This is a genomic window from Chloroflexia bacterium SDU3-3 (assembly GCA_009268125.1).
GTDB lineage: Bacteria > Chloroflexota > Chloroflexia > Chloroflexales > Roseiflexaceae > SDU3-3.
Map to the genome: position 1 here is coordinate 77,574 of WBOU01000019.1, position 21,635 is coordinate 99,208.

The 21,635-nt window shown below is 65.7% G+C and carries 17 protein-coding genes and 1 pseudogene; 7 read left to right on the top strand and 11 right to left on the bottom strand.

All coding sequences use genetic code 11. The features are described from left to right. The first annotated feature begins 26 nt into the window (after positions 1 to 26). Together F8S13_23700 and F8S13_23705 are read left to right on the top strand one after the other, a co-directional pair. Positions 27 to 284: a YggT family protein gene (locus F8S13_23700; protein KAB8140482.1), complete on the top strand. Its 258-nt coding sequence runs from the start codon at positions 27 to 29 to the stop codon at positions 282 to 284. A 146-nt stretch (positions 285 to 430) separates the two neighbouring features. Continuing rightward, the gene (locus F8S13_23705) at positions 431 to 2,143 is read left to right on the top strand and encodes a spermidine synthase (GenBank protein ID KAB8140483.1); all 1,713 of its coding nucleotides are present in this window, start codon (positions 431 to 433) and stop codon (positions 2,141 to 2,143) included. Positions 2,144 to 2,446: 303 nt separating this feature from the next. On the opposite strand, the gene F8S13_23710 is transcribed toward F8S13_23705, so the two are convergent. Beyond that, positions 2,447 to 3,154 carry a hypothetical protein gene (locus tag F8S13_23710; protein KAB8140484.1) on the bottom strand — a complete coding sequence of 236 codons (708 nt, stop codon included), beginning with the start codon at positions 3,152 to 3,154 and terminating at the stop codon, positions 2,447 to 2,449. A 16-nt stretch (positions 3,155 to 3,170) separates the two neighbouring features. Next, positions 3,171 to 4,175 carry a DUF664 domain-containing protein gene (locus tag F8S13_23715; GenBank protein KAB8140485.1) on the bottom strand — a complete coding sequence of 335 codons (1,005 nt, stop codon included), beginning with the start codon at positions 4,173 to 4,175 and terminating at the stop codon, positions 3,171 to 3,173. A 424-nt stretch (positions 4,176 to 4,599) separates the two neighbouring features. Here F8S13_23715 and F8S13_23720 point away from each other — a divergent pair, with 424 nt between their 5' ends. After that, positions 4,600 to 4,983: a response regulator gene (locus F8S13_23720; protein ID KAB8140486.1), complete on the top strand. Its 384-nt coding sequence runs from the start codon at positions 4,600 to 4,602 to the stop codon at positions 4,981 to 4,983. Positions 4,984 to 6,496: 1,513 nt separating this feature from the next. Here F8S13_23720 and F8S13_23725 read toward each other — a convergent pair. From F8S13_23725 to F8S13_23735, 3 genes and pseudogenes are all read right to left on the bottom strand, one after another. Beyond that, positions 6,497 to 6,676, bottom strand: a pseudogene (locus F8S13_23725) (isocitrate dehydrogenase (NADP(+))). 230 nt (positions 6,677 to 6,906) lie between these two features. Beyond that, entirely contained in the window at positions 6,907 to 8,697 is a 1,791-nt protein-coding gene (locus tag F8S13_23730) for a cellulase family glycosylhydrolase (protein KAB8140487.1), read from the bottom strand. Between the two features lie 144 nt (positions 8,698 to 8,841). Further along, positions 8,842 to 9,312, bottom strand: coding sequence for a TIGR00725 family protein (locus F8S13_23735; GenBank protein ID KAB8140488.1), 471 nt, complete (start codon positions 9,310 to 9,312; stop codon positions 8,842 to 8,844). Positions 9,313 to 9,484: 172 nt separating this feature from the next. On the opposite strand from F8S13_23735, the gene F8S13_23740 reads away from it, so the two are divergent. Continuing rightward, positions 9,485 to 10,201: a DUF3105 domain-containing protein gene (locus F8S13_23740; GenBank protein ID KAB8140489.1), complete on the top strand. Its 717-nt coding sequence runs from the start codon at positions 9,485 to 9,487 to the stop codon at positions 10,199 to 10,201. 520 nt (positions 10,202 to 10,721) lie between these two features. On the opposite strand, the gene F8S13_23745 is transcribed toward F8S13_23740, so the two are convergent. Then, positions 10,722 to 11,987 carry a glycosyltransferase family 4 protein gene (locus F8S13_23745; GenBank protein ID KAB8140490.1) on the bottom strand — a complete coding sequence of 422 codons (1,266 nt, stop codon included), beginning with the start codon at positions 11,985 to 11,987 and terminating at the stop codon, positions 10,722 to 10,724. A gap of 618 nt (positions 11,988 to 12,605) precedes the next feature. Between F8S13_23745 and F8S13_23750 the strand changes: the two genes are divergently transcribed. Beyond that, on the top strand, positions 12,606 to 12,866 hold the full coding sequence (locus F8S13_23750) for a hypothetical protein (GenBank protein ID KAB8140491.1): 261 nt from the start codon (positions 12,606 to 12,608) through the stop codon (positions 12,864 to 12,866). Here the strand turns inward: F8S13_23750 and F8S13_23755 are convergent. From F8S13_23755 to F8S13_23775, 5 genes are all read right to left on the bottom strand, one after another. Further along, entirely contained in the window at positions 12,863 to 13,750 is an 888-nt protein-coding gene (locus tag F8S13_23755) for a patatin (GenBank protein KAB8140492.1), read from the bottom strand. The two genes, F8S13_23750 and F8S13_23755, sit on opposite strands and share 4 nt — an antisense overlap. Positions 13,751 to 14,411: 661 nt before the next feature. Further along, positions 14,412 to 15,503, bottom strand: coding sequence for a 5-(carboxyamino)imidazole ribonucleotide synthase (locus F8S13_23760; protein ID KAB8140529.1), 1,092 nt, complete (start codon positions 15,501 to 15,503; stop codon positions 14,412 to 14,414). 1 nt (position 15,504) lies between these two features. Further along, positions 15,505 to 16,056 (bottom strand): 5-(carboxyamino)imidazole ribonucleotide mutase, encoded by a 552-nt coding sequence (gene purE / locus F8S13_23765; GenBank protein KAB8140493.1) that lies wholly within the window; start codon positions 16,054 to 16,056, stop codon positions 15,505 to 15,507. After that, positions 16,040 to 16,786, bottom strand: a complete 747-nt coding sequence (locus F8S13_23770) for a phosphoribosylaminoimidazolesuccinocarboxamide synthase (GenBank protein ID KAB8140494.1) — start codon at positions 16,784 to 16,786, stop codon at positions 16,040 to 16,042. Before F8S13_23770 ends, purE begins: the two co-directional genes overlap by 17 nt. 35 nt (positions 16,787 to 16,821) lie before the next feature. Next, positions 16,822 to 17,823 carry a phosphoribosylformylglycinamidine cyclo-ligase gene (locus F8S13_23775; GenBank protein KAB8140495.1) on the bottom strand — a complete coding sequence of 334 codons (1,002 nt, stop codon included), beginning with the start codon at positions 17,821 to 17,823 and terminating at the stop codon, positions 16,822 to 16,824. A gap of 633 nt (positions 17,824 to 18,456) precedes the next feature. On the opposite strand from F8S13_23775, the gene gnd reads away from it, so the two are divergent. After that, complete coding sequence (gene gnd, locus F8S13_23780; GenBank protein KAB8140496.1) at positions 18,457 to 19,356, top strand: decarboxylating 6-phosphogluconate dehydrogenase; 900 nt, start codon at positions 18,457 to 18,459, stop codon at positions 19,354 to 19,356. Positions 19,357 to 19,641: 285 nt separating this feature from the next. Further along, positions 19,642 to 21,036 carry a VWA domain-containing protein gene (locus F8S13_23785; protein KAB8140497.1) on the top strand — a complete coding sequence of 465 codons (1,395 nt, stop codon included), beginning with the start codon at positions 19,642 to 19,644 and terminating at the stop codon, positions 21,034 to 21,036. The last annotated feature ends 599 nt before the right edge of the window (positions 21,037 to 21,635 follow it).

Consider the following 21,635-nt stretch of genomic DNA (forward strand, 5'->3'; position numbering starts at 1 on the left):
CTGCGTGAGGAGGCGGCGCACACGCTATGTCTTCCTATTTTGTAACATTTATCCAGCTCCTGCTTGAGGTGCTCTCGCTAGCGATCTTTGGCCGGATGCTGCTCTCGTGGGTTGACCCGATGGGCAACATGAAAATATCGCAGATCCTGCGCGAGATCACCGAGCCGATCCTGGCTCCCATCCGCAGTATCCTGCCGCCGGTGTCTATGTTCGACTTCTCGCCCATGATCGCCATGATGCTGCTGGTGGCGATCTCGCAGCTGGTGGTGGCCTTCGCCCGCTAGCGCAGGCGCGGCCCGATCTGCCTGTGGCGTACGGCCCGCGTGGCCGCGCCGCAGGCAGATCTTTTTGGGGTATACTCTTGGGCGAACTGGGCGGGGCTATCAAGCCCCGCCCACCCGCCAACCCAAGAGCGAAAAGGCTTCTCCCCATGGCACAGCACGAAGGCACCGCGCCCCCCGCGCGGCGCGACCCGGTGATACGCTCCAGCTGGTTTGTTCTGCTTGTGGTCTTCTTGGCCGGCATCGGCACCCTGGGGGTGGAGATGGTGGCCTCGCGGCTGCTCGCGCCCTACTTCGGCACCTCGCAGCCGATCTGGGCCGTGGTCATCGGCATGACCCTGGTCTACCTGGCGCTGGGCTACCGCCTGGGCGGCGCGCTGGCCGACCGCCGCCCCGACGAGCAGGTGCTCTACCAGATCATCTGCTGGGCGGGTTTCGCCACCGGCTTCATCCCCATCCTCTCCTACCCCATCCTGCACATCTCGCAGCAGGCGCTGGAGGCGCTGGCGGTGGGCAGCTTCTTGGGCGCGCTGGTGGGCGTGCTGCTGCTGTTCGCCATCCCCGTCACGCTCATGGCTATGGTCAGCCCGTTCGCGGTGCGCGTGCAGCTCAAGCGTGTGCAGCAGGGCATCGAGGGCGCGGGCAAGACAGCTGGCTCGCTCTCGTCGCTCTCCACGCTCGGCTCGATCCTGGGCAACTTCCTCACCGTGCTGGTGCTGATTCCTAGCGTGGGCACGGCGCGCACCACCTATCTGTTTGCGGTGTTCCTGATCATCATCGGCATTATCGGCCTGCGCGACTGGCGCTACCTGGGCATGCTGGTGGTGGTGGCGCTGCTGGCGGGCTACACCACCGCCGCCCATGGCGTGATCAAGACCGCCGACTGCGAGCGCTGCACCCTGGCCCACGAGGAGGAGTCGCAGTACAACTACATCCAGATTATCACCCGCCAGCGCCACACCGTCACCGGCCAGCCCACCGAGTCGGTCAACCTGGTGCTGAACGAGGGCCAGGCGGTCCACTCGATCTACAACCTGCGCTACGAGCAGAGCGGCGACCCGCTGGATCTGCTCACCGGCGGTGGGCCGTGGGACTATTTCACTGTCGCGCCCTATTTCTACCCCGACCGCGCGCCATCCTCGGTGGGCAGCATGCTGATGCTCGGCTCGGCCAGCGGCTCGATCCCCAAGCAGTTTCTGGCCATCTACGGCGATAGCGCCAAGGTCGATGCGGTGGAGATCGACCCGCGGATCGTGGCCAATGGCCGGGCCTACTTCGGGATGGATGACGGCAGCGCCAAGCACCCCAACTACCGCGTGCACACCGAGGACGCCCGCTACTGGCTGGAGACCCAGGCGGGCAGCTACGACATCATCGGCATGGATGCCTACCACCAGCCCTACATCCCCTTCCACCTCACCACCGTCGAGTTCTTCCGCAGCGTGCGGGCGCACCTGAGCGCGCAGGGCGTGGCCGTGGTGAACGCGGGCAAGTCGCCCACCGGCGACGATCGGCTGGGCAACGCCCTGGCCACCACCATGCTGCAGGTTTTCCCGCAGGTGTTCGTGCTCGACACCTACGATGGCGGCAACCAGATCCTGGTGGGCGTGAACAGCCCGGTGGGCGACGGCGTGGCCAACTTCGCCAAGAGCAGGGTCACGGTGGGCATCCCCGCGCTGCAGGCCGTGATCGGCTGGGCGATAGACGGCCCCGGCGACCCCAAGCGGCTGTTCGCGCCACCCCACGAGTTTCTGCCCGCCGACGCGCGCTTCGCCGCCTTCACCGACGACAAAGCGCCGGTTGAAAACTTGATCGACGCGCTGATCTTCGATGTGGCCCTAGATGACCAGCAGCAGCAGTAGCGGCCCCACGGCCTAGGTGTTTTCGATCGGCAAAACGTTTTACCACCAAGACTCCAAGCGGGCTGTTTTACTGCAAAGACACGAGGGCGCGAAGGGGGAAATTCTGAGAGGATGCAGCGCATGGCTCCCTATCGGGTAGGGACAGTGCAGCGTTGGGGTGAATAGAGACGATCTTCCGGCGTTGTCCGTTTGTCCCAGCCTATAGATTCCGTGGCGCACATAGACTCTGGCAGCAGCCCACGGCAGCACAAAGCGGCGGCCCCATGCCCAAGCATGAGGCCGCCGCTTTGGCTTCGCGCCGTGCTAGCCCGCCTCGTCCAGCGTGAGCTGCACGCCGATGCGGTTGAACATGCGCTGGGCGTAGGGCCAGCCCGCCTCCTCCACCAGCCAGCCATCGGGCACCTCGCTGCCCAGGCGGGCCAGGAAATCGCGGTAGGAGCCGGGCAGGGTGATTTTGGCCACGTGGTAGCCCTCGGCTGTGCGCCGCGCCACCAGCGGGATGGGCGCGGCTTGGGCGTAGCTGGCCAGCAGCGCCGAGTTCTCATCCAGCGGGCGGATGCCGATGGTTCCGCCGCGCTCCATGAAGCAGCGGAAGTACTCGGCGGCACCTCGGCCCTTGCGCCGCCGCAGGATCGTGCCCTCGCGCAGGGCCAGTGCAGCGCCGCCATCGCGCTGCACTGGCTCGATGGCGACCCACGCGCGGGCGGCGGGGTCGAACACACTGTAGCGCTCGCTGGCGCTGGCGGTGGGCCGCCAGCCCAGCTCGCCCAGGGCGGGCGCGGCGGGCAGCTGGGGCAGCCGCTCCATGCGCCCTTCGAGCGTGAGCACCACATAGGTGCGTAGGGCCAGCCGCGCCAGCAGGCCCTCGCGCCGCCAGCTGGTCAGCTCGAAGATCTTGCCGCGCCGCTCGCCCTCGCCGCGCAGCACGCTGTAGGCGTTGTCGTTGTGCACCAGAAAGTGGTTGGGAGTGATCTCCTCAAGGTCGTATGGGGTTTTGCGTGAAGGTGGCATGGCTGGCCGTGTGGCGCTACTCCCCCTCGTTGATCTCATCCACCACGGGGGTGTTGAGCTCGGCCTCTGGCTCGTGCGGGATGGATGTGAGCAGGTCGTGGCGCATCTGGGCCAGCTCCACCAGGTGGCCGCGCTCGTGGTTCACCACCCAGTTGCCCTGGTGCAGCAGGTCGATATCGCCGTACATCTCGTGGTGGCCGGTGCGGTGCCATGCGGCGCTGGTCAGGCCGCGCAGCAGGCTCAGCGTCTGCTTGCGGCTGGCGTGGTAGCGCTCCAAAATCTCGGCCAGCGGGTAGCTGCGGTAGAGCACGGCGGCGTCGAGCCGGGGCGGGTGGGCAGGCGGCAGCTCGGGCTGGTTGGTCTCCAATATTAGCCAGGCGCGCTCGCGGAACACCGCATCCATATCGGCCAGGTGGCCCACTAGCTCCTTGAACGAGATATCGCGCGGGGTGATCGGCGTCTCCAGCAGCGTTTCGTCGATGCCCTGGGCCAGCTTGCGGATGGCCTCCTCGCCGTGCTCAAGAAAGTGCATGATTCCGTGGGGGCCGAGCGTGCCCATCGACTCGATGGCGCGGAAGGCCTTGTGGGCCTCGGCCACGGTGCCGCACACCGGGCAGGTGGTGGCCACCTTGCTCTCCTGCAGGTTGCCGCAGCTGGTGCACACGAACAGGTCGCCGATCTCATCGGCGCGCAGGTCGCGGTTCTCGGCCAGGGCGTGCTTGGCGCGCTTGAGCAGATCGCGCGCGATGGGGCTGGTGGCGGTTACCGGGCCGGTGGCGATGGCCTCTGGCTCCAGGCCGCCGAGCGCGCACTCCACGTTGCGAGTGGTCACGCCCATCTCGCCGAGGTCGCGGAAGGCCACCTCGGCCCGCACCATCTTCACCGCGCCGAGCGCCTCCAGCAGCCTGGCGATATTGATCCTGCGCTCGCGTCGGGCCTGCAGCGCCCAGCTGCGGTAGGCCGCCATGCCAAGGCTTGCGCTGGTGAAGATGCGCTGCAGCTCCGCTGCGTCTGTTGTCATAACCGGTGAGCCTCCTGCTCGTAGAACGTATGCTATTATGATTTATCGTTTCCTATACTATACCGCGAACTCTTTTTCTTGCAACACAGCAGCCCGAGCGCTATTGCATCAATGAGGCCGCTATTAGTAGCTTTTTTTTCCTAGTAGATCGCATTTTGTATCTATTTTGAGCAACAAATGCTGTTTGGCCGCTGTATACTTGGTGCGATTAGCCGATTGATTGCAAGAGTATTAACAAAATACTACAGATATAAACTTTTGCAGCCATATCGTGTTCAAACTCCCCCGTCGGGAACAGCGCGCTTGCTGCCTCCCGCGCTGCCCGCCTGTCGCTGTGTTGCCCATTAGAAGGCAATGTGCTAGAATTGGCTGAGACCGATAATGCTTGCCCCTCATATCGGCCAGCACTGCAGAGGAGCGATGTATGTCCGATCAGTCCGCACGTAATCCGGCTATTATTCTTGTCGAGGATGAGCCAGACATCCTGATCATCCTGCACCGGCTCATGCGCGATCTCACCGGCGGCTACGATATCGTCACGGTGAATGGTGGCGCGGAGGCGCTTGCGCAGATCGCGCTGCGGCCCGTCCCTCTGCTGATCACCGACTACAATATGCCGGGTATGAATGGTCTGCAGCTCACCTCGGCGGTGAAAGAGGCCTCGCCCAGCACCCGCGTGGTGCTGATCACGGCCTACGCCACGCCCGAGCTTGAGAAGCGCGCCCGCGAGCACCGCGTCGACCACTATCTCCCCAAGCCTTTCCCGCTCGACCGGCTGGAGCAGATTGTCCGCGATGTGCTGCACTAGGTTGCGGCTAGCGTAGGCTAGGGCCGGGCGCACGCGCCCGGCCTTTTGCATGCTCTCAGCGGGCTCTCAGGCCGCTGTCATTGCGCGTCGCCACCCTGGTGGCTACTATACCCAGTGCATCACGATGCCGTATCATAGAGAACGGAGGATCATGATTGTGCTGGCATCCCTTCCTGGCCTGTTCCTGGTGATCATGCTCACCCTGACCCTGGTGCTGCTGCCCTATATCAGCGACGAGCGCAAGGCCGAGCCGCGCCGCGCGACCGAGGAGATCCACATCCGCCGCGGCGGCAAGGGCCAAAAGTAGCCATACCAGTGCCCACTATAGACACAGCCCAGGCATCGCGCCTGGGCTGTGTGTTTCTGCCTGGGCTGTGGGGCGCGGGCTACTGCTGCGCGCGCTCCTGCTTGATCTGGCTCAGGTAGCCCTGGATGGCCGTGAAGGCCAGGCGCGGGCTGTAGTCGCCGTTCAGGATGCCGAACGAGGCCTGCTCGTGAAGCGGGTCGTTCTGCTGCTGCCAGAGCACGGCGTAGTTCATGTTCCACAGGAAGGCCGCGCCGACCCACGGCTTGCCATCCTTGTCGACATACTTGTCGTTGATCAGCTTCATCGCGCCGATGATATAGTCGGACTGCTGCTGCTCGCTCACGAAGCTGCCGAACTCGTAGCCAGGTGTGCTGTTTTTGGTGGCCCAGCCGTACTCGGTGATCCAGATCTGGTGGTCGCCCACGCCCTCCTCTACCATGAAGCGGCGCACGTTCTCGACGTGGCGGAAGTAGAAGGTGGCATCGTTGGTCCAGCAGCTGCCCAGCTCGGCGGGGCAGCCCTCGACGGTGTATGGCTCGCTGGGGTACATGGTCTCGGGCGGGTTGGCCGAGCCGCCGGGGTGCACGCCCTGGGCATCGAAGTACTGCTTCACCAGGCCATCTTTGTAGCTGTACATGGTGCGGTACCACACCTCGTCCGACACGGCCTTGGTCGGGTCGTTCACGCCGGTGGATGAGGGCGGCGCGGCGATCACGAAGGCGGCGGGGCTGACGGCCTTGATGCGCTTGTAGCACTCGACCAGCAGCTCGACATATTTGCCCGCGTCATCGGGCACCACCGTGCCGCCGTTCTCCTGCTGGAGGTTCGGCTCGTTCCAGATCTCGTAGGCTGCGATCTGGTCGCCGTAGCGCTTGGCCATGGCCTCCACAAAGTTGCCCATGGTTTTCGGGTCGCTGGGCATGCCGCCGCTGGCCTCGTAGAAGGCGGGCGAGCGCACGATGCTGACCAGCAGCTTCTGGCCCTTCTTGGCCACGTCGGGGACAATCTGGTCGAGCTCGCCCCAGGCGTAGTTGCCTGCGGTCGGCCCCTCGATGTCGCGCCAGACCACCTGCTGGCGCACCCAGGTGAAGCCAGCGATGCCATCCAGAGTCAGCACGCGCTCGCGGTCGGTGTAGTAGAGATGGTTGACCACGCCGAACTGCGCGTGCTTGAACCGCATGGGGAAGCCCGACTCCAGCTCGCCGCTGGCCGGGGCCTCGGCGGTGGGGGCGGTTTCGGCGGTGGGCACCACCTCGGCGGTGGGGGCGGCGTCGGCGGTGGGCGCTACCTGCGCGGTGGGGGCCGTGGCCACCGTGGGCAGGATGGTGGTGGCGGTGGGCTGGCCCTGGCCGCCGCACGCGGTGAAGAGCGGGATGGTGAGCGCAAGGAGAGCGATGCTGCTCGTCTTTTGGAGGCCCGTCAGAGACATAGGATGCTCCTTTGGCAAGAAAGATGACGATCGGGCGCACTGGCCACGCTGCCAGGGCGCGCTGCCGCCGCTGGCGGGCGGCCTATACGTGCATTGTATGCGGTGCGATCGTTCTTTGAAAGAGGGAAGCTGGCATGCGCAAGGGGCAGCCTAGGACTGCCCCCTGCTATCGTTCTGGCCCTGTGGTCTACTTCTGCATGTCGCGGATGGCGTAGTAGGATGGGCGGGGCGTCCAGTCGCCATTCAGCACGCCGAACGAGGCCTGCTCGTGGTACTCGTTGCCCTCGGCCCGCCAGTTCGGTGCGAAGTTGAGCTGCCACAGGAACATGCCCTGCAGCCACGGCTGGTAGCTGGTGCGGCCCATCTCGAAGGCGCGCACGATCCACTTGGCCTGAGTCTCCTGCGAGATCTGGTTGCCGTACTCGTAGCCGGGCGTGTTGTTCTTGGTGGCCCAGCCGAACTCGGTGATCCACACCGGCTTCGCGCCCAGGCCTGCGGACACCTGGATAGATCGCACATCCTCGATGCGGCGGAAGTAGAACTCGCGGCTGGTCACGAAGTTCGGGCCGGGGCCGGGGTTGTCCGGCCAGAGCGTGTCGGGCGGGTTAGAAGCGCCGCCGGGGTGCGCGCCGATCACATCCACATGGGTCTCGAAGCGCGGGTCGTTGAACATCTGGCGGTAGAACGTCAGGTCGCTGATCGCGATGTCCGAGCGGTTGGTCTCGGTGGCCGAGGGGCCGCCGGAGACCACCAGCGCGTCGGGATCGGCGGCCTTGATCTTCTCGGAGGCCTGCACCAGCATGTCCATGTAGTTGGTGGCGCTGGCCACGCGCCCGCCGTTCTCCCAGGCCAGGTTCTGCTCGTTCCAGATCTCGTAGGCCTGCACGCGGCCCTTGTAGCGCTCGGCCATCTTGCCCATGAAGTTGGCGAACTCGCCGTAGTTGGCGCGGCTGGGCATGCCGTTCTGGCCGTTGCCGGTGGCCCAGGTGGGGGCCTTCACCACGCTGAACAGCAGCTTGACGCCGGCGTTGCTGGCGTCGGCCACGATCTGGTCAAGCTCGCCCCAGCAGATCGAGTAGCAGCCGGTGCCGGGCGCGCTCTGCAGATCCTGCCAGCGGATCTGCTGGCGCAGCCAGCCGACCCCTGCCTCTTTGGTCAGCTGCAGCGCCAGGCCGCGGTTCTGCCAGCTGCTGCCCTGCCCATAGAGAATGGCGTTGAAGCCGTAGATCATGCCGCTGCTGCTCGGCTGGGTCACCACCTGCTGCGCGGGCTTGAAGGCGTCTTCGCTGGCGTGGTGGGCGTCGCGGTACTCGTTGCCCAGCAGGCCCAGCAGCACGCGGTACTTGGCATCCGGCTCGTCGGGGTGCCACTCCATGCGCTGGCGCTCGAAGTACTGCACCCAGTAGGTCTCGCCGGTGGCGGCGTTCTTCTCCTGGAACTGCTCGGACTTGGGCCGACCGAACACCGCCAAGCCGCCGTTCTTCTCCCAGAAGCTGCGGAAGGGTGCTGGCTCGTTGCGCAGCGTGTGGCCGGTGGCGTCATCCCAGGTGCCGTCGTTGGTGTTGCCCACCGCTACGAAGGGGGCCTCGCCCTCGCGGCCCTCGACCAGCTTGTTGCCCATCAGGCGGCCCAGGATGTAGTAGTTGGTGCCATAGTTCTCGGGGTGCTCTTCCAGCACGCCGCGCTCGAAGTACTGGACGCGGTAGTAGTTGCCTGGCTCGGTGAAGCTCTCCTCGATGAATGGCTCGCTGATAGGGTAGCCCAGCACAAACAGCGCGTTCGGCGTGTTCTTCCACGTCACGTAGAACGAGTTCATCGCGTTGTGCTGCGTTTCGCTGAAGTAGTGGGAGGTGAAGGGCGCTTTCGTATCGGGGACATCTCCTGGCGTGCGAGCGGCTGCGCTGCTGGTCGCAGGCGACACAGCCATGCTCGCAAGCAAGATGCTCAGCATCACTGCTGGGAAGACACGTCGGACCATCGAATTCTCCTATGTTCTAGTTAGCTGCTGGTGCTGTAGATCTCAACGTTGCCACCCTTGCTGTTTGCTGCACCCGAGGATGATACCGCGATGAGAGTTGGCTGAACCAGCGTCGAGCAACTGGCCGATAGAGCGCGTTTCGGCTTATTCTTGGGCGATGGCCAGGACCACGGCCTCCGCCGGGGTGGCGGCGGCGGTGATATGGCCCACGCCCAGTTCCCAGGTGTGCAGCCCCACCACGCGGCTGCCCAGCTTGCGGGCCAGCGCGATCTCCGAGAGCGTGCCGTACTCGCCGCCGATAGCGATCACGCTAGCGGCGGCCTGCACGATCAGGGCGTTGCGGGCCTCGCCCATGTTGGTGGCCAGCGCGATCTGCACGAAGCGGTTGGCGGCGCTGGGGTCTGCCCCCGGCAGCACGCCGATCGTCACCCCGCCTGCGGCACGCGCGCCGCGGCAGGCTGCCTCCATCACGCCGCCCAGGCCGCCGCAGATCAGGGCAACCCCCGCCTGGGCCAGAGCTATGCCGACGCTCTCTGCTTCGGCGGCAAGCTCGGGGCCGCAGCTGCCTGCGCCACATACTGCAACGATCGGTTGTCGTAGTGTCGGTGGCGTCATAAAGTGAGGGTTGCGCGCAGCCGAAGCGAAGGCGTGTTGGTCGCGCTTGGTGCCGTTCTTGGGCAGGGATGATAGAACTTGCCTGCGACGAAATCGTGTCCAGTGGCGCGGTCATTATAGAGGTTCATACTAGGGGCGTCAAGTTTTATTGGGGCATGTGGCGGGCGCCGCCATGCGGCAGATCGCGCTATCATCAACTTTTAAAGAAGAAGCTACTGTTAAGAGAATATACCTGCCCTATAATACAAGGGTGATGATTGTTGCCATTTCACAACGGAGCATAACTATGCCGCAACCAAAAGGTCGCCCCAGCGTCAGCGGACGCCAGCTGCGCCAGAAGCAAAACGATCGCTCGACCATGGTGGTCGTTGGTATCATCTTGGGCGTGGTGGTGGTGCTGGCCGCAGGCATGTACGCCTGGTCGCTCACCCGCCCCTCGGCCCTGCACTTCGCCGATGTCACCCAGGGCGAGACCAACCACCTGAGCAGCCCCACCGACCCGTTGCCCACCCCCTACAACTCCAACCCGCCTACCTCGGGCTGGCACTGGGGCGGCGGCGTGGCCGACCCCGGCGTGAAGACCACGCCGATATCCGACACGATCACCGTGCACAACCTTGAGCACGGCTTTGTGATCTTTCACTACCGCTCCGATCTGGATAGCGCCACGGTGCAGAAGCTCCAGGATCTGACTCTCAGCCTGCAGCAGCAGAACCCCTGCATCATCACCGAGCCGCGCCCGGTGGATAACCTGGATGTGCCGATCGCCGCCACCTCGTGGACCTATATGCTCAAGCTCGATAGCTACGACGAGTCGGCGCTGCGCAGCTTCTTCGCCAGCCACGTGGGCCGCGACAACCCCGAGAAGATCTGCCCGGTGGGCATGTAGCCTCTGCAGGCGTTCCCTTTGGGTGTTCCCGCATCGGCCCGGTCTGGCAGTGCTTGCAGCGCTGCTCGGTCGGGCCGATGGTGTGTGGCATCAGCGGTGGTGGTAAATCGTAGAAACCCGCGTGCCAGACCATGCGCCGCGTATTATTGTCTGCAAACCAGGCTGAAAATAAGCACCGCCCAGCCCTACCTGCCTGGCCCATGCGGCGAAGGTGCTACTCGTGTATGGCCATATGCACGAATGATAGCGGCCAGGGAAGGGAACGGGAACGCCCAACATTGGGGGTTCGAAGGGGGCATTGCCCCCTCGCGGGGTTGCGAGGGGCAGGCCCCGAGCCGCCGCCCGCGCAGGGCACACACCAATCATAAAAGAGGAACCATCTGTATCGAAGCCGCAGCCGGTCGGGCCGACCGGGCAACGCTGCAAGCATTGCCTACGGTCGGCCCGACGCAGAAACAGCCCCAAGAGAGCGCCTGCATCTGTAGGGATGTAGCCCACATCGTGTTGAGCTGGCTGGGCGCTAGGCCCGCCCCAGCATTTGCTGGTAGGCCGCCTTGGTGCGCCGCGCCACCACCGGCCAGTCGAAGGTGCTGCGCACGATCCGCACGCTCTCCTCGCCCCAGGCGGGCCAGTCGGCCCGCTGCGCCAGCGTCAGCCGCAGCTTCTCGGCCAGATCTGCCGCGTCGCCTGGCTGCACTAGGTAGCCGTTTTTGCCGCTGAACACCTTGTCGGGGATGCCGCCTGCGGCGGAGGCCACCACCGGCTTGCGGTGGATCATGCCCTCCAGCGTCACCAGCGACGAGCCTTCGTAGAGTGTGGGGTGCACGATCAGGTCGATCTCCTCATAGAGGCTGTGCAGCTCGGTGTCATCCAGCCGCCCCACGAAGCGCACGTGCTCGGCCAGGCCCTGCTGCTGGGCCTGCGCCTCTAGGGCCTGCCGCTCTTTGCCCTGCCCCACCACCAGCCACAGCCAGCGCGGCGGCAGCTCGGCGCGCAGCTGGGCCAGCGCCTCGATCATCACGTGGAAGCCCTTGTTGCGCTCCAGCCGCCCCACGCTCAGCAGCGTCAGGTCGTGCGCATCCAGCCCCAGCCGCTGGCGCAGCTCGGCGCGGGCAGCGCTGCTCACATAGCCCAGGCACTCCTCCACATCGATCGCGCTGGGGATGACCACCACCTTGGCCGGGTCGACGTGCAGGTAGTGCGGCACGTCGTCCTTGGTGCACTCGTCGGTGGCGATCACGCGGTCGGCGCACTGGTTGCCGTAGGTGTAGAGCGCGCGGAACGGGGCGTAGGCCAGGTACTTGCGCCAGTCCTGCGTGCGGTACTCCTCCAGCCCGTGCGGGTTGGCGATGAAGGGCACCTGCCGCAGCAGCGGGTCGCGCTGCCGGATCCAGCCGTAGCCCAGGGCGCACAGCCCCTGCGCGTGCACCACGTCGTAGCGGCCCTGCCGCGCCGCCGCCGCCGCGTGCCGCCCGATCTGCCACGAGTACCAGGGGTAGTTGATCTGCCGCCCAATGATGGAGTTGGGCCGCAGCCACGGGCTGGTGTAGTCGTAGCGCACCTGCTCCATGGCGATCTGGCCCAGCCGCTGGCTGGCCTCGCGGTGCGATTCCTCGCTGGCGCTGCTGGGCGGCTGCGCGTAGAGCGTCACATCCACGTCGATCCGGCGCAGGTGGGTAACAAGGTGAAAGACGTGCCGCTCGATGCCGCCGAACCCGTGCAGCGGGAAGACCACACGTGCGAGCATGGCGACGCGAATAGATGTCTCGGTGTTCATGCCGCGCATTGTAGCATAGCCTAGCGCCGCGCCCTGCTATGCTTCGACCGTTACCACCACGACCCACGCAACGGTTTGGGGGAAGAGGTACGCCGCCCACATCCACCCGGCCCATGCGGCGAAGGTGCTGCGACGGCAAACTAGCCATATGTACGAACATGAGCCGCCATGAAGACAGCATTGGAACGCCTCACATTGGGGGTTCCAAGGGGGCGATGCCCTCACATGGTGTCACTTTTTTTGAGGTGTTTCCCATCAGCGATAGCGGTGGTACATGTTCGGTGGGTGGATGCCCTGCGCGGGCGGCGCCGAGGGGCTTAGCCCTTCGGAACCCCACGAGGGGGCGTCGCCCCCTTCGAACCCCCAATTTGAAGCATTCCCATGCCGAATGCTGGCGGCTGATGTTTATGCATATGGCTATCAAAACATCAGCGGCACCTTCGCCGCATGGGCCAGGTGGGTAGCTGGAGTCGATGATTACAGATTGCAGTCATCAACTTGTGTAGAATGGTCTTTTTGCAAAATGCAGTGTTCATCGTCGCTATCGATAGGATTCCTGTTGTAGATATATAGAACCGCACGTAGAAACATAGAACCGCACGTAGATACACCCAAGGTCAGGGGGAAATGGCCGAAGGTCAGGGGGAAACGACCGAAGGCCAGGGGGAAATGGCCGAAGGTCAGGGGGAAACGACCGAAGGCCAGGGGGAAATGGCCGAAGGTCAGAGGGAAATGGCCGAAGGTCAGGGGGAAATGGCCGAAGGCCAGGGGGAAATGGCCGAAGGTCAGAGGGAAATGGCCGAAGGTCAGGGGGAAACGACCGAAGGCCAGGGGTGCGCTCTCCCGCGATCAGCCCTGATCGTAAGGGAGAGCAGCGCGCGGCGCTAGACCGCCTCGGAAAAGCTGGGCAGCGCGAGCTGTGGTAGCGGCGCCCCATCGGTGCGCCACGCGTAGATCTCCAGTAGCTGGTCGGCCACGGCCTGGGTCGCGGCCTCGCCAGCGGCCTGGCCCTCATTCACCCGCACAAAATCCAGCATGCCGATATGATCCACCTGCGGGCAGATCAGCACGTCTGGCGGGTGCTGCTCCAGGCGGCAGCGGGTCAGCTGGGCGATCAGCACGCCCAGGCCGCGGTTGGCGATCGTCAGCGGCACATTGGGCAGCAGGCTCACCGTGGTGGGCGGCAGCTGGAACCCACCCTGCATCCCGCCCAGGTCCACCGCGATCACCTTGTCGGCCCCGCGTGCGTAGGCCACGTCCACCGGCACGTTATTCACCACCCCGCCGTCGGCCAGCAGCATGTCGCCGCGCCGCACCGGCGGGAAGATGCCGGGCAGCGCCACCGAGGCCATCAGGGCATCCACGATCGGCCCGCTGTCGATCACCACCTCCTGCCCAGTCACTAGGTCGCCCGCCACCACCGCGCAGGGGTACTTCAGCTCCTCGAAGGTCAGCTCGCCCAGCATATCCTCCACCGAGCTGCGGAAGTGGCTCATGCCCAGCAGCCCCAGCCCTAGCGGGTCGGGGTCCATCAGCCGCCAGAGCGAGGTGGATGTGAAGTTATTGGCGATCTCGCCGATCGAGTAGCCCGCCGCGTACAGCGCGGCCACCACCCCGCCGATGGAGGTGCCGATAAACATATCGATCGGCAGCCCCAGCAGCTCAAGCTGGCCCAGCACGCCCAGGTGCGCCCCGCCCTTGCCGCCGCCGCCGCCCAGCACCAGCGCCAGCTTCTTGCGAGCCGCTTCGCCGTGGAATTGGTCAATGATCATATGCTCACCCTATGGTAGAGCCTCGGCTGCCACCATGAGGGTGTGGCGAGGGGAGGCTGCGAGGTAGTGTTTCGACGCTCGAAGGATTGTGTTCAAAAAATGTACCATGAACAGAGACGCCGCGCTAGGGAAAAAGGTTGTAGCTGGGGAAACAGAAGGCGCTCGGGCTGGTTTTTCTCCTACCGAGACACCAGGGAGATAAAGAAGACGAATGCTGTGAAGGCGCGAAGACCCAATTTGATATGGGTTTGGCTGCCAATGATTGCGCATTACAATCATCGCCATCGGCCCAATGATCGCCCATGATGTAGGGGCGGGTCTGGTGCCCGCCCACTATGTGCGCATCGTCCGTATAGCGTCGGGTGCAGCCGATGCGGGCGGCGCATGGCGATGCGATCCACGCCGTGTTCATCGGGTACCATCGAACGCCCTTGCGATGGGTGCGATGCACGCGGCGCGGGCGGACATAAAATCCGCCCCTACAGCTGTGACTACCCTGCAATCATCGTCGTAGAGGCGGGTCTGAGGTACACCCATGTGCTAAAAAACGGCGAGGCAGGCATCACGCCCGCCCCGCCGTCGTTTTTCGCGCCCTTAGAGCCTTTGTGGCTTGGTGGTAAATCGGCCTCTTCGCGCCTTCGAGACTTCGTGGTATGTCTTTTTAGGGCGCGATCAGCGGCTCGGCCAGGGCCACGCGCTTGGCCAGTTCGGCCTCGGTGTCGGCGCACACCGTCAGGTGGCCCAGCTTGCGGCCTGGGCGCGGCTGCTTGCCGTAGAGGTGCAGGTGCGCCCCTGGGATGCGCAGCAGCGCCTCGGTGTCGGGCAGCGTGCCGATGATGTTGAGCATCACGCTGTGGCCGCGCGCCGCCGCCGACCCCAGCGGCATGCCGCAGATCGCCCGCAGGTGGTTCTCGAACTGGCTGGTCTCCGCGCCCTCGATGCTCCAGTGGCCCGAGTTGTGCACGCGCGGGGCCATCTCGTTCACCAGCAGGCCCGCCTCGGTCTCGAACAGCTCGATGGCCAGCACGCCCACGTAGCCCAGCGCGGCCAGCGCGGCCTGCGCGATCTGCTCGGCCTGCTGCTGAAGCGCGGGCGACACCCCCGGCGCTGGCGCGTTCGAGCGCCGCAGGATTCCCTCGCGGTGGTGGTTCTCGACCAGCGGGTAGAAGGCCAGCTCGCCGCCGCGCCCGCGCGCCGCCAGGATGGACAGCTCGCGGCGGAAGCGCACGAAGCCCTCAAGGATCAGCGGCTGGCCGCCCAGCGCACCCCAGGCGGCTTGGGCCTCGCCCGCGCTGCGGATGACCTGCTGGCCCTTGCCATCGTAGCCCATGCGGCGGGTCTTCAGCACGGCGGGCGCGCCCAGGTCGGCCAGCGCGGCCTCTAGCTCGGCGTAGCTCTCCACGCTGGCGAAGGGCGGTGTGGCCACCCCCAGCCCCTGGAAGAAGCGCTTCTCGACCAGCCGATCCTGCGAGGCCTCCAGCGCGGCGGGCGGCGGCAGCACGGGGGCGTGGCGATCCAGCAGGCGCGCGGCCTCCACGGGCACGTTCTCGAACTCGTAGGTGATGCAGGCCGCGCCCTCGGCCAGCTGGGCCAGGGCCTCGGGTTGGTCGAAGGGGCCGACCAGCTGCTCGGCCAGCGCTGCGGCGGGCGATGCGGGCGCGGGGTCGAGCAGGCGGAAGCGCAGGCCCAGCGGGTAGCCCGCCAGCGCCAGCATGCGGCCAAGCTGGCCCGCCCCCAGGATAGCGACCGTCATCTCATCCATGGCTCGCGCCCCCGCCAGCCGCCGAGGGGTCGGGGTTGGCCAGCACGCTCTCGGTCTGGGCCGCGCGGTAGCGGCGCAGGGCCTCGCGCACGGCGGGCTGGCTGTTAGCCACGATGCTGGCGGCCAGCAGCGCGGCGTTGACCGCGCCCGCCCGACCGATCGCCAGGGTGCCCACCGGGATGCCTGCGGGCATCTGCACGATCGAGAGCAGCGAGTCCATGCCGTTCAGGGCCTTGGACTGCACCGGCACGCCCAGCACGGGCACAGTGGTCTTGGCTGCCACCATGCCGGGCAGGTGGGCCGCCCCGCCCGCCCCGGCGATGATCGCGTGCAGCCCGCGCGCCTCGGCCTCGCCCGCGTAGCTGAACATCAGGTCGGGGGTGCGGTGGGCCGAGACCACGCGCACCTCGTGGGGCACACCCAGGCTGGCCAGGGTCTGCGCGGCGTGCTGCATGGTCTCCCAGTCGGATGTGGAGCCCATGATGATGCCGACCAGCGGCGCGGGTGATTCTGGTGCTGTCACCGCGCTACCCCCGCCACACATCGGTCAGGCTGGCCACCGTCTCGTAGCGCTGGCGGATCTCCTCCAGACCCTGCTCGGTGACCTCGGCCATGTTGCGGTAGACCTGCTTGTCGAGCATCTTGGCCTTCTCGCCGCCCGGCCAGATCCGCCACGAGTCGTTGTCGACCATATCGGCCACGATCAGGCGGCCCGCGCTGTCGCGGCCAAACTCGATCTTCATGTCCACCAGAGTCACATCCTGCTCGGCCCAGGCCTGCTCCAGCGCCTCGAACACCCGGATGCCCTCGGCGGTGATCTGCCCGACCTCCTCGGCGCTGGCCACGCCCAGGAACACCATATTCTCAGCGGTGATCTGGGGGTCGTGGTTCACGTCGTCTTTCAGGAAGAACTCGACCAGCGGCGGGCTGAAGCGGGTGCCCTCGGCCACCTCGGGGTTGCGCTTGAGGTACGAGCCGGTGGCCATGCGGCGCATCACCACCTCCACCGGGATCATGGCGCAGCGCTTCACCACCATCACTGTCGGCTCGGGGGCCTCGATGAAGTGGGTGGCGATGCCCGACCGGTTCAGCAGGCTGAACACGTTGGCGGCGGTGCGCCCGCTGAGCGCGCCCTTGCCGGGGATGACGTTGCGCCGCGCGCCGTCGCCAGCGGTGATCCCGTCCTTATGCACCATGATCGCCAGCTCTTGATCCGTCGGGTGGGCGTACACGATTTTGGTCTTGCCCTCGGCAAGTTTTTCTCCAAGCTGCATAGAACGCTCCATAGCGCGGTGGCCGCGCGGTAGTGCTAGAGAAGGGTGACGCCTGGCTCGGCAACGATGGTTCCGACGTGGCGGGCCTCGGGCAGGGTGGCCAGGGCGGCTTGGGCGGCCTCGGCGGGCAGCACGATCAGCATGCCCAGGCCCATGTTTAGCGCGTGGTAGGCCTCGCGCTCGGCCAGGCCACCCTGGCGCACCAGCAGCTCGAAGATCGGCGGGATGGCCCAGCTGCCGCGCTGGATGTGCGCGCCCAGGCCCTCGGGCAGCACGCGGGGCAGGTTGTCGTACACGCCGCCGCCGGTGATGTGGGCCAGCGCGTGGATCTCGACCCCCGCCAGCCACAGCGCCTCGATCTCGCGCAGGTAGGGCCGGTGCACCGCCAGCAGCGCCTCGCCGATGCTCTGGCCGCCCAGCTCGGCGGGGCGGGTGTCGTAGCCCAGCGGGCCGAGCACGCGCCGCGCCAGCGAGTAGCCGTTGGTGTGCAGGCCGGTGGAGGGCAGCGCCAGCACGGCGTCGCCAGCCGCCACGTCGCGCGGCAGGATGTTCTGCCGCTCGACCTGGCCCACGATCGTGCCCGCCAGATCGAACGCGCCCTCGTGGTAGACATCGGGCATCTCGGCGGTCTCGCCGCCCAGCAGCGCCACGCCCAGCGCGCGGCATGCCTCGGCGGCCCCGCCCACTAGCGCGGCCACCTGGGCCGGGTCGAGCTTGGCCACCGCGATATAGTCCATGAAGAACAGGGGCCGCGCGCCCTGCACCAGGATGTCGTTGACGCAGTGGTTGACCAGATCCTGCCCCACGGTGTCGTAGCGGCCCAGCTGCCCGGCGATCACCGTCTTGGTGCCCACGCCGTCGGTGGATGCCACCAGCACGCTGCCCGCGCCCGCCGCGCCCAGGTCGAAGCAGCCGCCGAACGAGCCCATCCCAGCCAGCACGGCGGGGCCGTGGGTGGATTTGACGGCGGCGGCCATCAGCTTGGTCGCCTGCGCGCCGGCGGCGATGTCTACGCCCGATTGTGCGTATGTTGTCACGTTATGCTCTCCATGTGTCCCTGCTCTGGTGGCCGTAGTATAGCACGGCTCACCGCCCGCCCCGCGTGTGGCGACCCGGCGAATCACAGAATTTTTACCACTGAGGCACCGAGACACCAAGAGACAAAAGAGCCGTTTCACCATGAAGACGCGAAGGCACGAAGGGAGGAACATATCGGGGCGCAACCCTCACCTACCTGGCCCATGCGGCGAAGGTGCCGCGCCCGCCAGCTGGCCATGATCCGCACCGAAGCGGGAACGCCTATCCCCACGAGGCGATCTTCTTTTTCCTTCCACATGTGCGAAAAATGGCCAGATCTCATGCGACCCGCCGCGCGTAGAGGAGGGTGCGGCGATATGGCGTGGCAGCAGGGCGGAAAACTGCACCACTGTGACGGAAAAGTCTTATGAAAGCAGGCGCTTTCTTTTTGACACCTATCCCGCACGCTTGGTATACTTGGGCTATACGGGGATGAAATCGAACCGCTTCCGTAGGCATGGCCGCTGCGGCACCGCTGGCCCCGGCTGCGCTTGGTTCACCGTGGAGTCCTGCAACGTAGCAGTCCAGCATAGACAAGACGTTTGGAACGCTATGAGGTGAACGGCAGGGTCGCACCTGCCGAAGGAGTTTTCATGGACCTGGGTATTACTGGCCTTGGCCGGATGGGCGCGGGCATGGCCCGCCGTTGGCTTCGCAATGGGCACCGCGTGGTTGGCCACAACCGCACGGCCTCGGTCGCCGAGGAGATCGCGTCGGAGGGGATGGAGGTTGCCTACAGCCTGGAGGAGCTGGTCTCCAAGCTTCAGGCCCCGCGCGCGGTGTGGGTGATGCTGCCCTCGGGCAAGGTGACCGACGACGCGATCAACCACCTGGCCACCCTGCTGGAGCCGGGCGACACCATCATCGACAGCGGCAACACCAACTTTAACGACGACGTGCGCCGCGCCGAGGCGCTGAAGGCCAAGGGCATCCACTATATCGACCAGGGCACCTCGGGCGGCATCTGGGGCCTGGAGAAGGGTTTCTGCCTGATGGTGGGCGGCGAACCCGAGGCGGTGAAGCCGCTGGAGCAGGCCTTCATCGACCTGGCCCCCGAGGATGGCTACATCCACTGCGGCCCGGCTGGCTCCGGCCACTTTGTGAAGATGGTGCACAACGGCGTCGAGTACGGCATGATGCAGGCCTACGCCGAGGGCTTCGAGATCATGCAGGCCAAGAAGGAGTTCAACCTCGACCTGCACAAGATCGCCTCGGTGTGGAACCACGGCTCGGTGGTGCGCTCGTGGCTGCTGGAGCTGACCGAGGACGCCTTCGCCGAGGATCCGAAGCTGGATGCGATCAAGGGCTATGTGGAGGACAACGGCGAGGGCCGCTGGACCATCCAGTCGGCGATCGATCTGGACGTGCCCGCGCCGGTGATCACGCTGGCGCTGTTCGAGCGCTTCCACTCGCGCCAGGATGACTCGTTCGCGGCCAAGGTGCTGGCGGCCATGCGCAAGGGCTTCGGCGGCCACGCCGTGAAGAAGGTCTAGCCTTCGCGCTCGCACGTACGCCCCGCAGGCTACAGCGTCACGCTGTAGCCTGCCCCTGGCCCCCGCCCACCTCTTCCCCACACCCCTTGCCCTCGCGCCCAAAACAGCGGATAATCCCAGGTACCACCCGTATCAACCCTGGCCCCAGATCGCTAGAGCTTTCGGTAGCGGCGAGCATGCCCTGGCTGCCATTGGCCCCTGGGTCAACCCAGCTGGCTTGCTTGCCCGATGTTGGACAACGGCGGCGTCATACAGTAGCTCAGTACCCAAGAAGGCAGGCCCCCTATGGATGACCGTCTGATCGATTTCATTGCGGCGCTGCGGGCCGCAGGTGTGCGCATCTCGGTGGCCGAGAGCGCCGATGCGCTGCGGGCGATCGCGGCGGCTGGTATCGCCGACCGCGAGCTGTTCCGGCTGGCGCTGCGGGCCACCCTGGTGAAGGATGCGAAGGACCGCGACTCGTTCGACGAGCTGTTCCCCAGCTACTTTGGGCCAGGCGCGCCGCCCATGCCCAACCAGCCGGGCCAGGGCATGTCGCCCGACGACCGCCAGAAGCTGGAGGAGATGCTTGAGCAGATGCTCCAGCAGATGTCGCCCGAGCAGCTGCGCCAGCTGTTCGAGGCCATGGTGCGCGGGGTGGAGATGGACCGCGAGGCGCTGCGGGCCATGGTGCAGGGCACGCTCGACCGCGCCCCCTACCTCAGCCGCTTCCAGCAGCAGCGCCTTGCCCAGCGGGCCATGCGCGATCTTGAGTTCGACCGGCTCGACCAGCTGCTGGAGGAGCTGATCCAGAAGATGCGCGAGGCTGGGGTGAGCGACGAGGCCCTGCGCGAGCTGACCGAGCAGGCCCGCGAGAACCAGCAGGCCCTGGCCCAGCAGCTGGCGCAGGAGGTGGGCCAGGGCATCGCCGAGCACGAGCGCGAGAACCCGCCGCCGCGCAGCTCGCCCGAAGACCTGATGGACCGGCCCTTCGAGTACCTGGGCCACGAGGATGCCGACATGCTGCGCCGCAGCCTCTCGCGGCTGGCCTCGCAGATCCGCACGCGGGCGGCGCTGCGCCAGCGCCGCGGCAGCCGCGGCAGCCTAGATGCCAAGGCCACCATCCGCGCCAGCATGCGCTACGGCGGGGTGCCGCTGGCCATCCACCACCGCCGCAGGCACCTCAAGCCCAAGGTCACGGTGCTGTGCGACCTCTCCACATCCATGCGCCCGGTCGTGTCGTTCATGCTGCTGCTGGTCTACGGCCTGCAAGATCAGATCAGCCGCACCCGCTCCTACGCCTTCGTGGCCGATCTGCACGACATCTCGCCCGACTTCCAGGACTCGCGGCCCGAGCAGGCCATCCAGAGCGTGCTCGAGCGCATCCGCCCCGGCCACTACAACACCGATCTGGGCAACAGCCTGCGCACCTTCAGCCGCGACCACATGGGCGCGGTGGATAGCCGCACCACCGTGATCATCCTTGGTGATGGCCGCAACAACTACTTTGACCCCAACCTGCGCGACTTCGCCGAGATCAAGCGCCGCGCCCGCCGCGTGCTGTGGTTCACCCCCGAGCCGCCGCGCTCGTGGGGCACCGGCGACAGCGACATGCCCAAGTACGCGCCGCTGTGCGACGCGGTACATGAGGTGGGCAACCTGCGCCAGCTCACCGCTGCGGTGGATGCGCTGTTTGGCTAGCTTGCGGTGCCTTGAAGTACCCGCGCCTTCATGCCGATGGGAGGGGTGGGGCCGTGTGGGGGCGGCCTCGCCGCAGCGGTAAAGCCTAGCTAATGCCTACGGGCGGCTGTGGGGAGGGTGCGGCCATGGCGCAGCGCCCCTCCCCGTTTTATCGCAGAGCGGCGTTTGCTCGCTCTACCATGCTTCTGCTGTCGTAGATACGTCTCTAGAGTGATTCTGTGGAGAAACAAGACGAATGTGCTTGATTTAGCGCGAATACTCGGTAATCAGTACATTTCGTGTGAAAAAATAAATAGCCCCCTAACGACCAGTATGAAAAAAGCAGTGGATTGTGTAAGAAAGCGCTGAAAGAGCAACAAACCAACCGATCTTAAGCAACAAAAAGGCGTCAAAATGGACGCTCATAAGATTCTGTAGTTGCTATTTCTTGAGAATCAACAGCCTTTTGGCTGATATTATCAAAATTGCCTCTTGAATCTCAAAATAAACTATGGTATGCTCTCTGCCATGTTCAAGGTTTGGCCAGCCACGATATGCTTTAAGACCCCCGCCTGCCCCTACAGGACGATGGTTCTCCTGCTCATCGTTCCCAAGCCTAT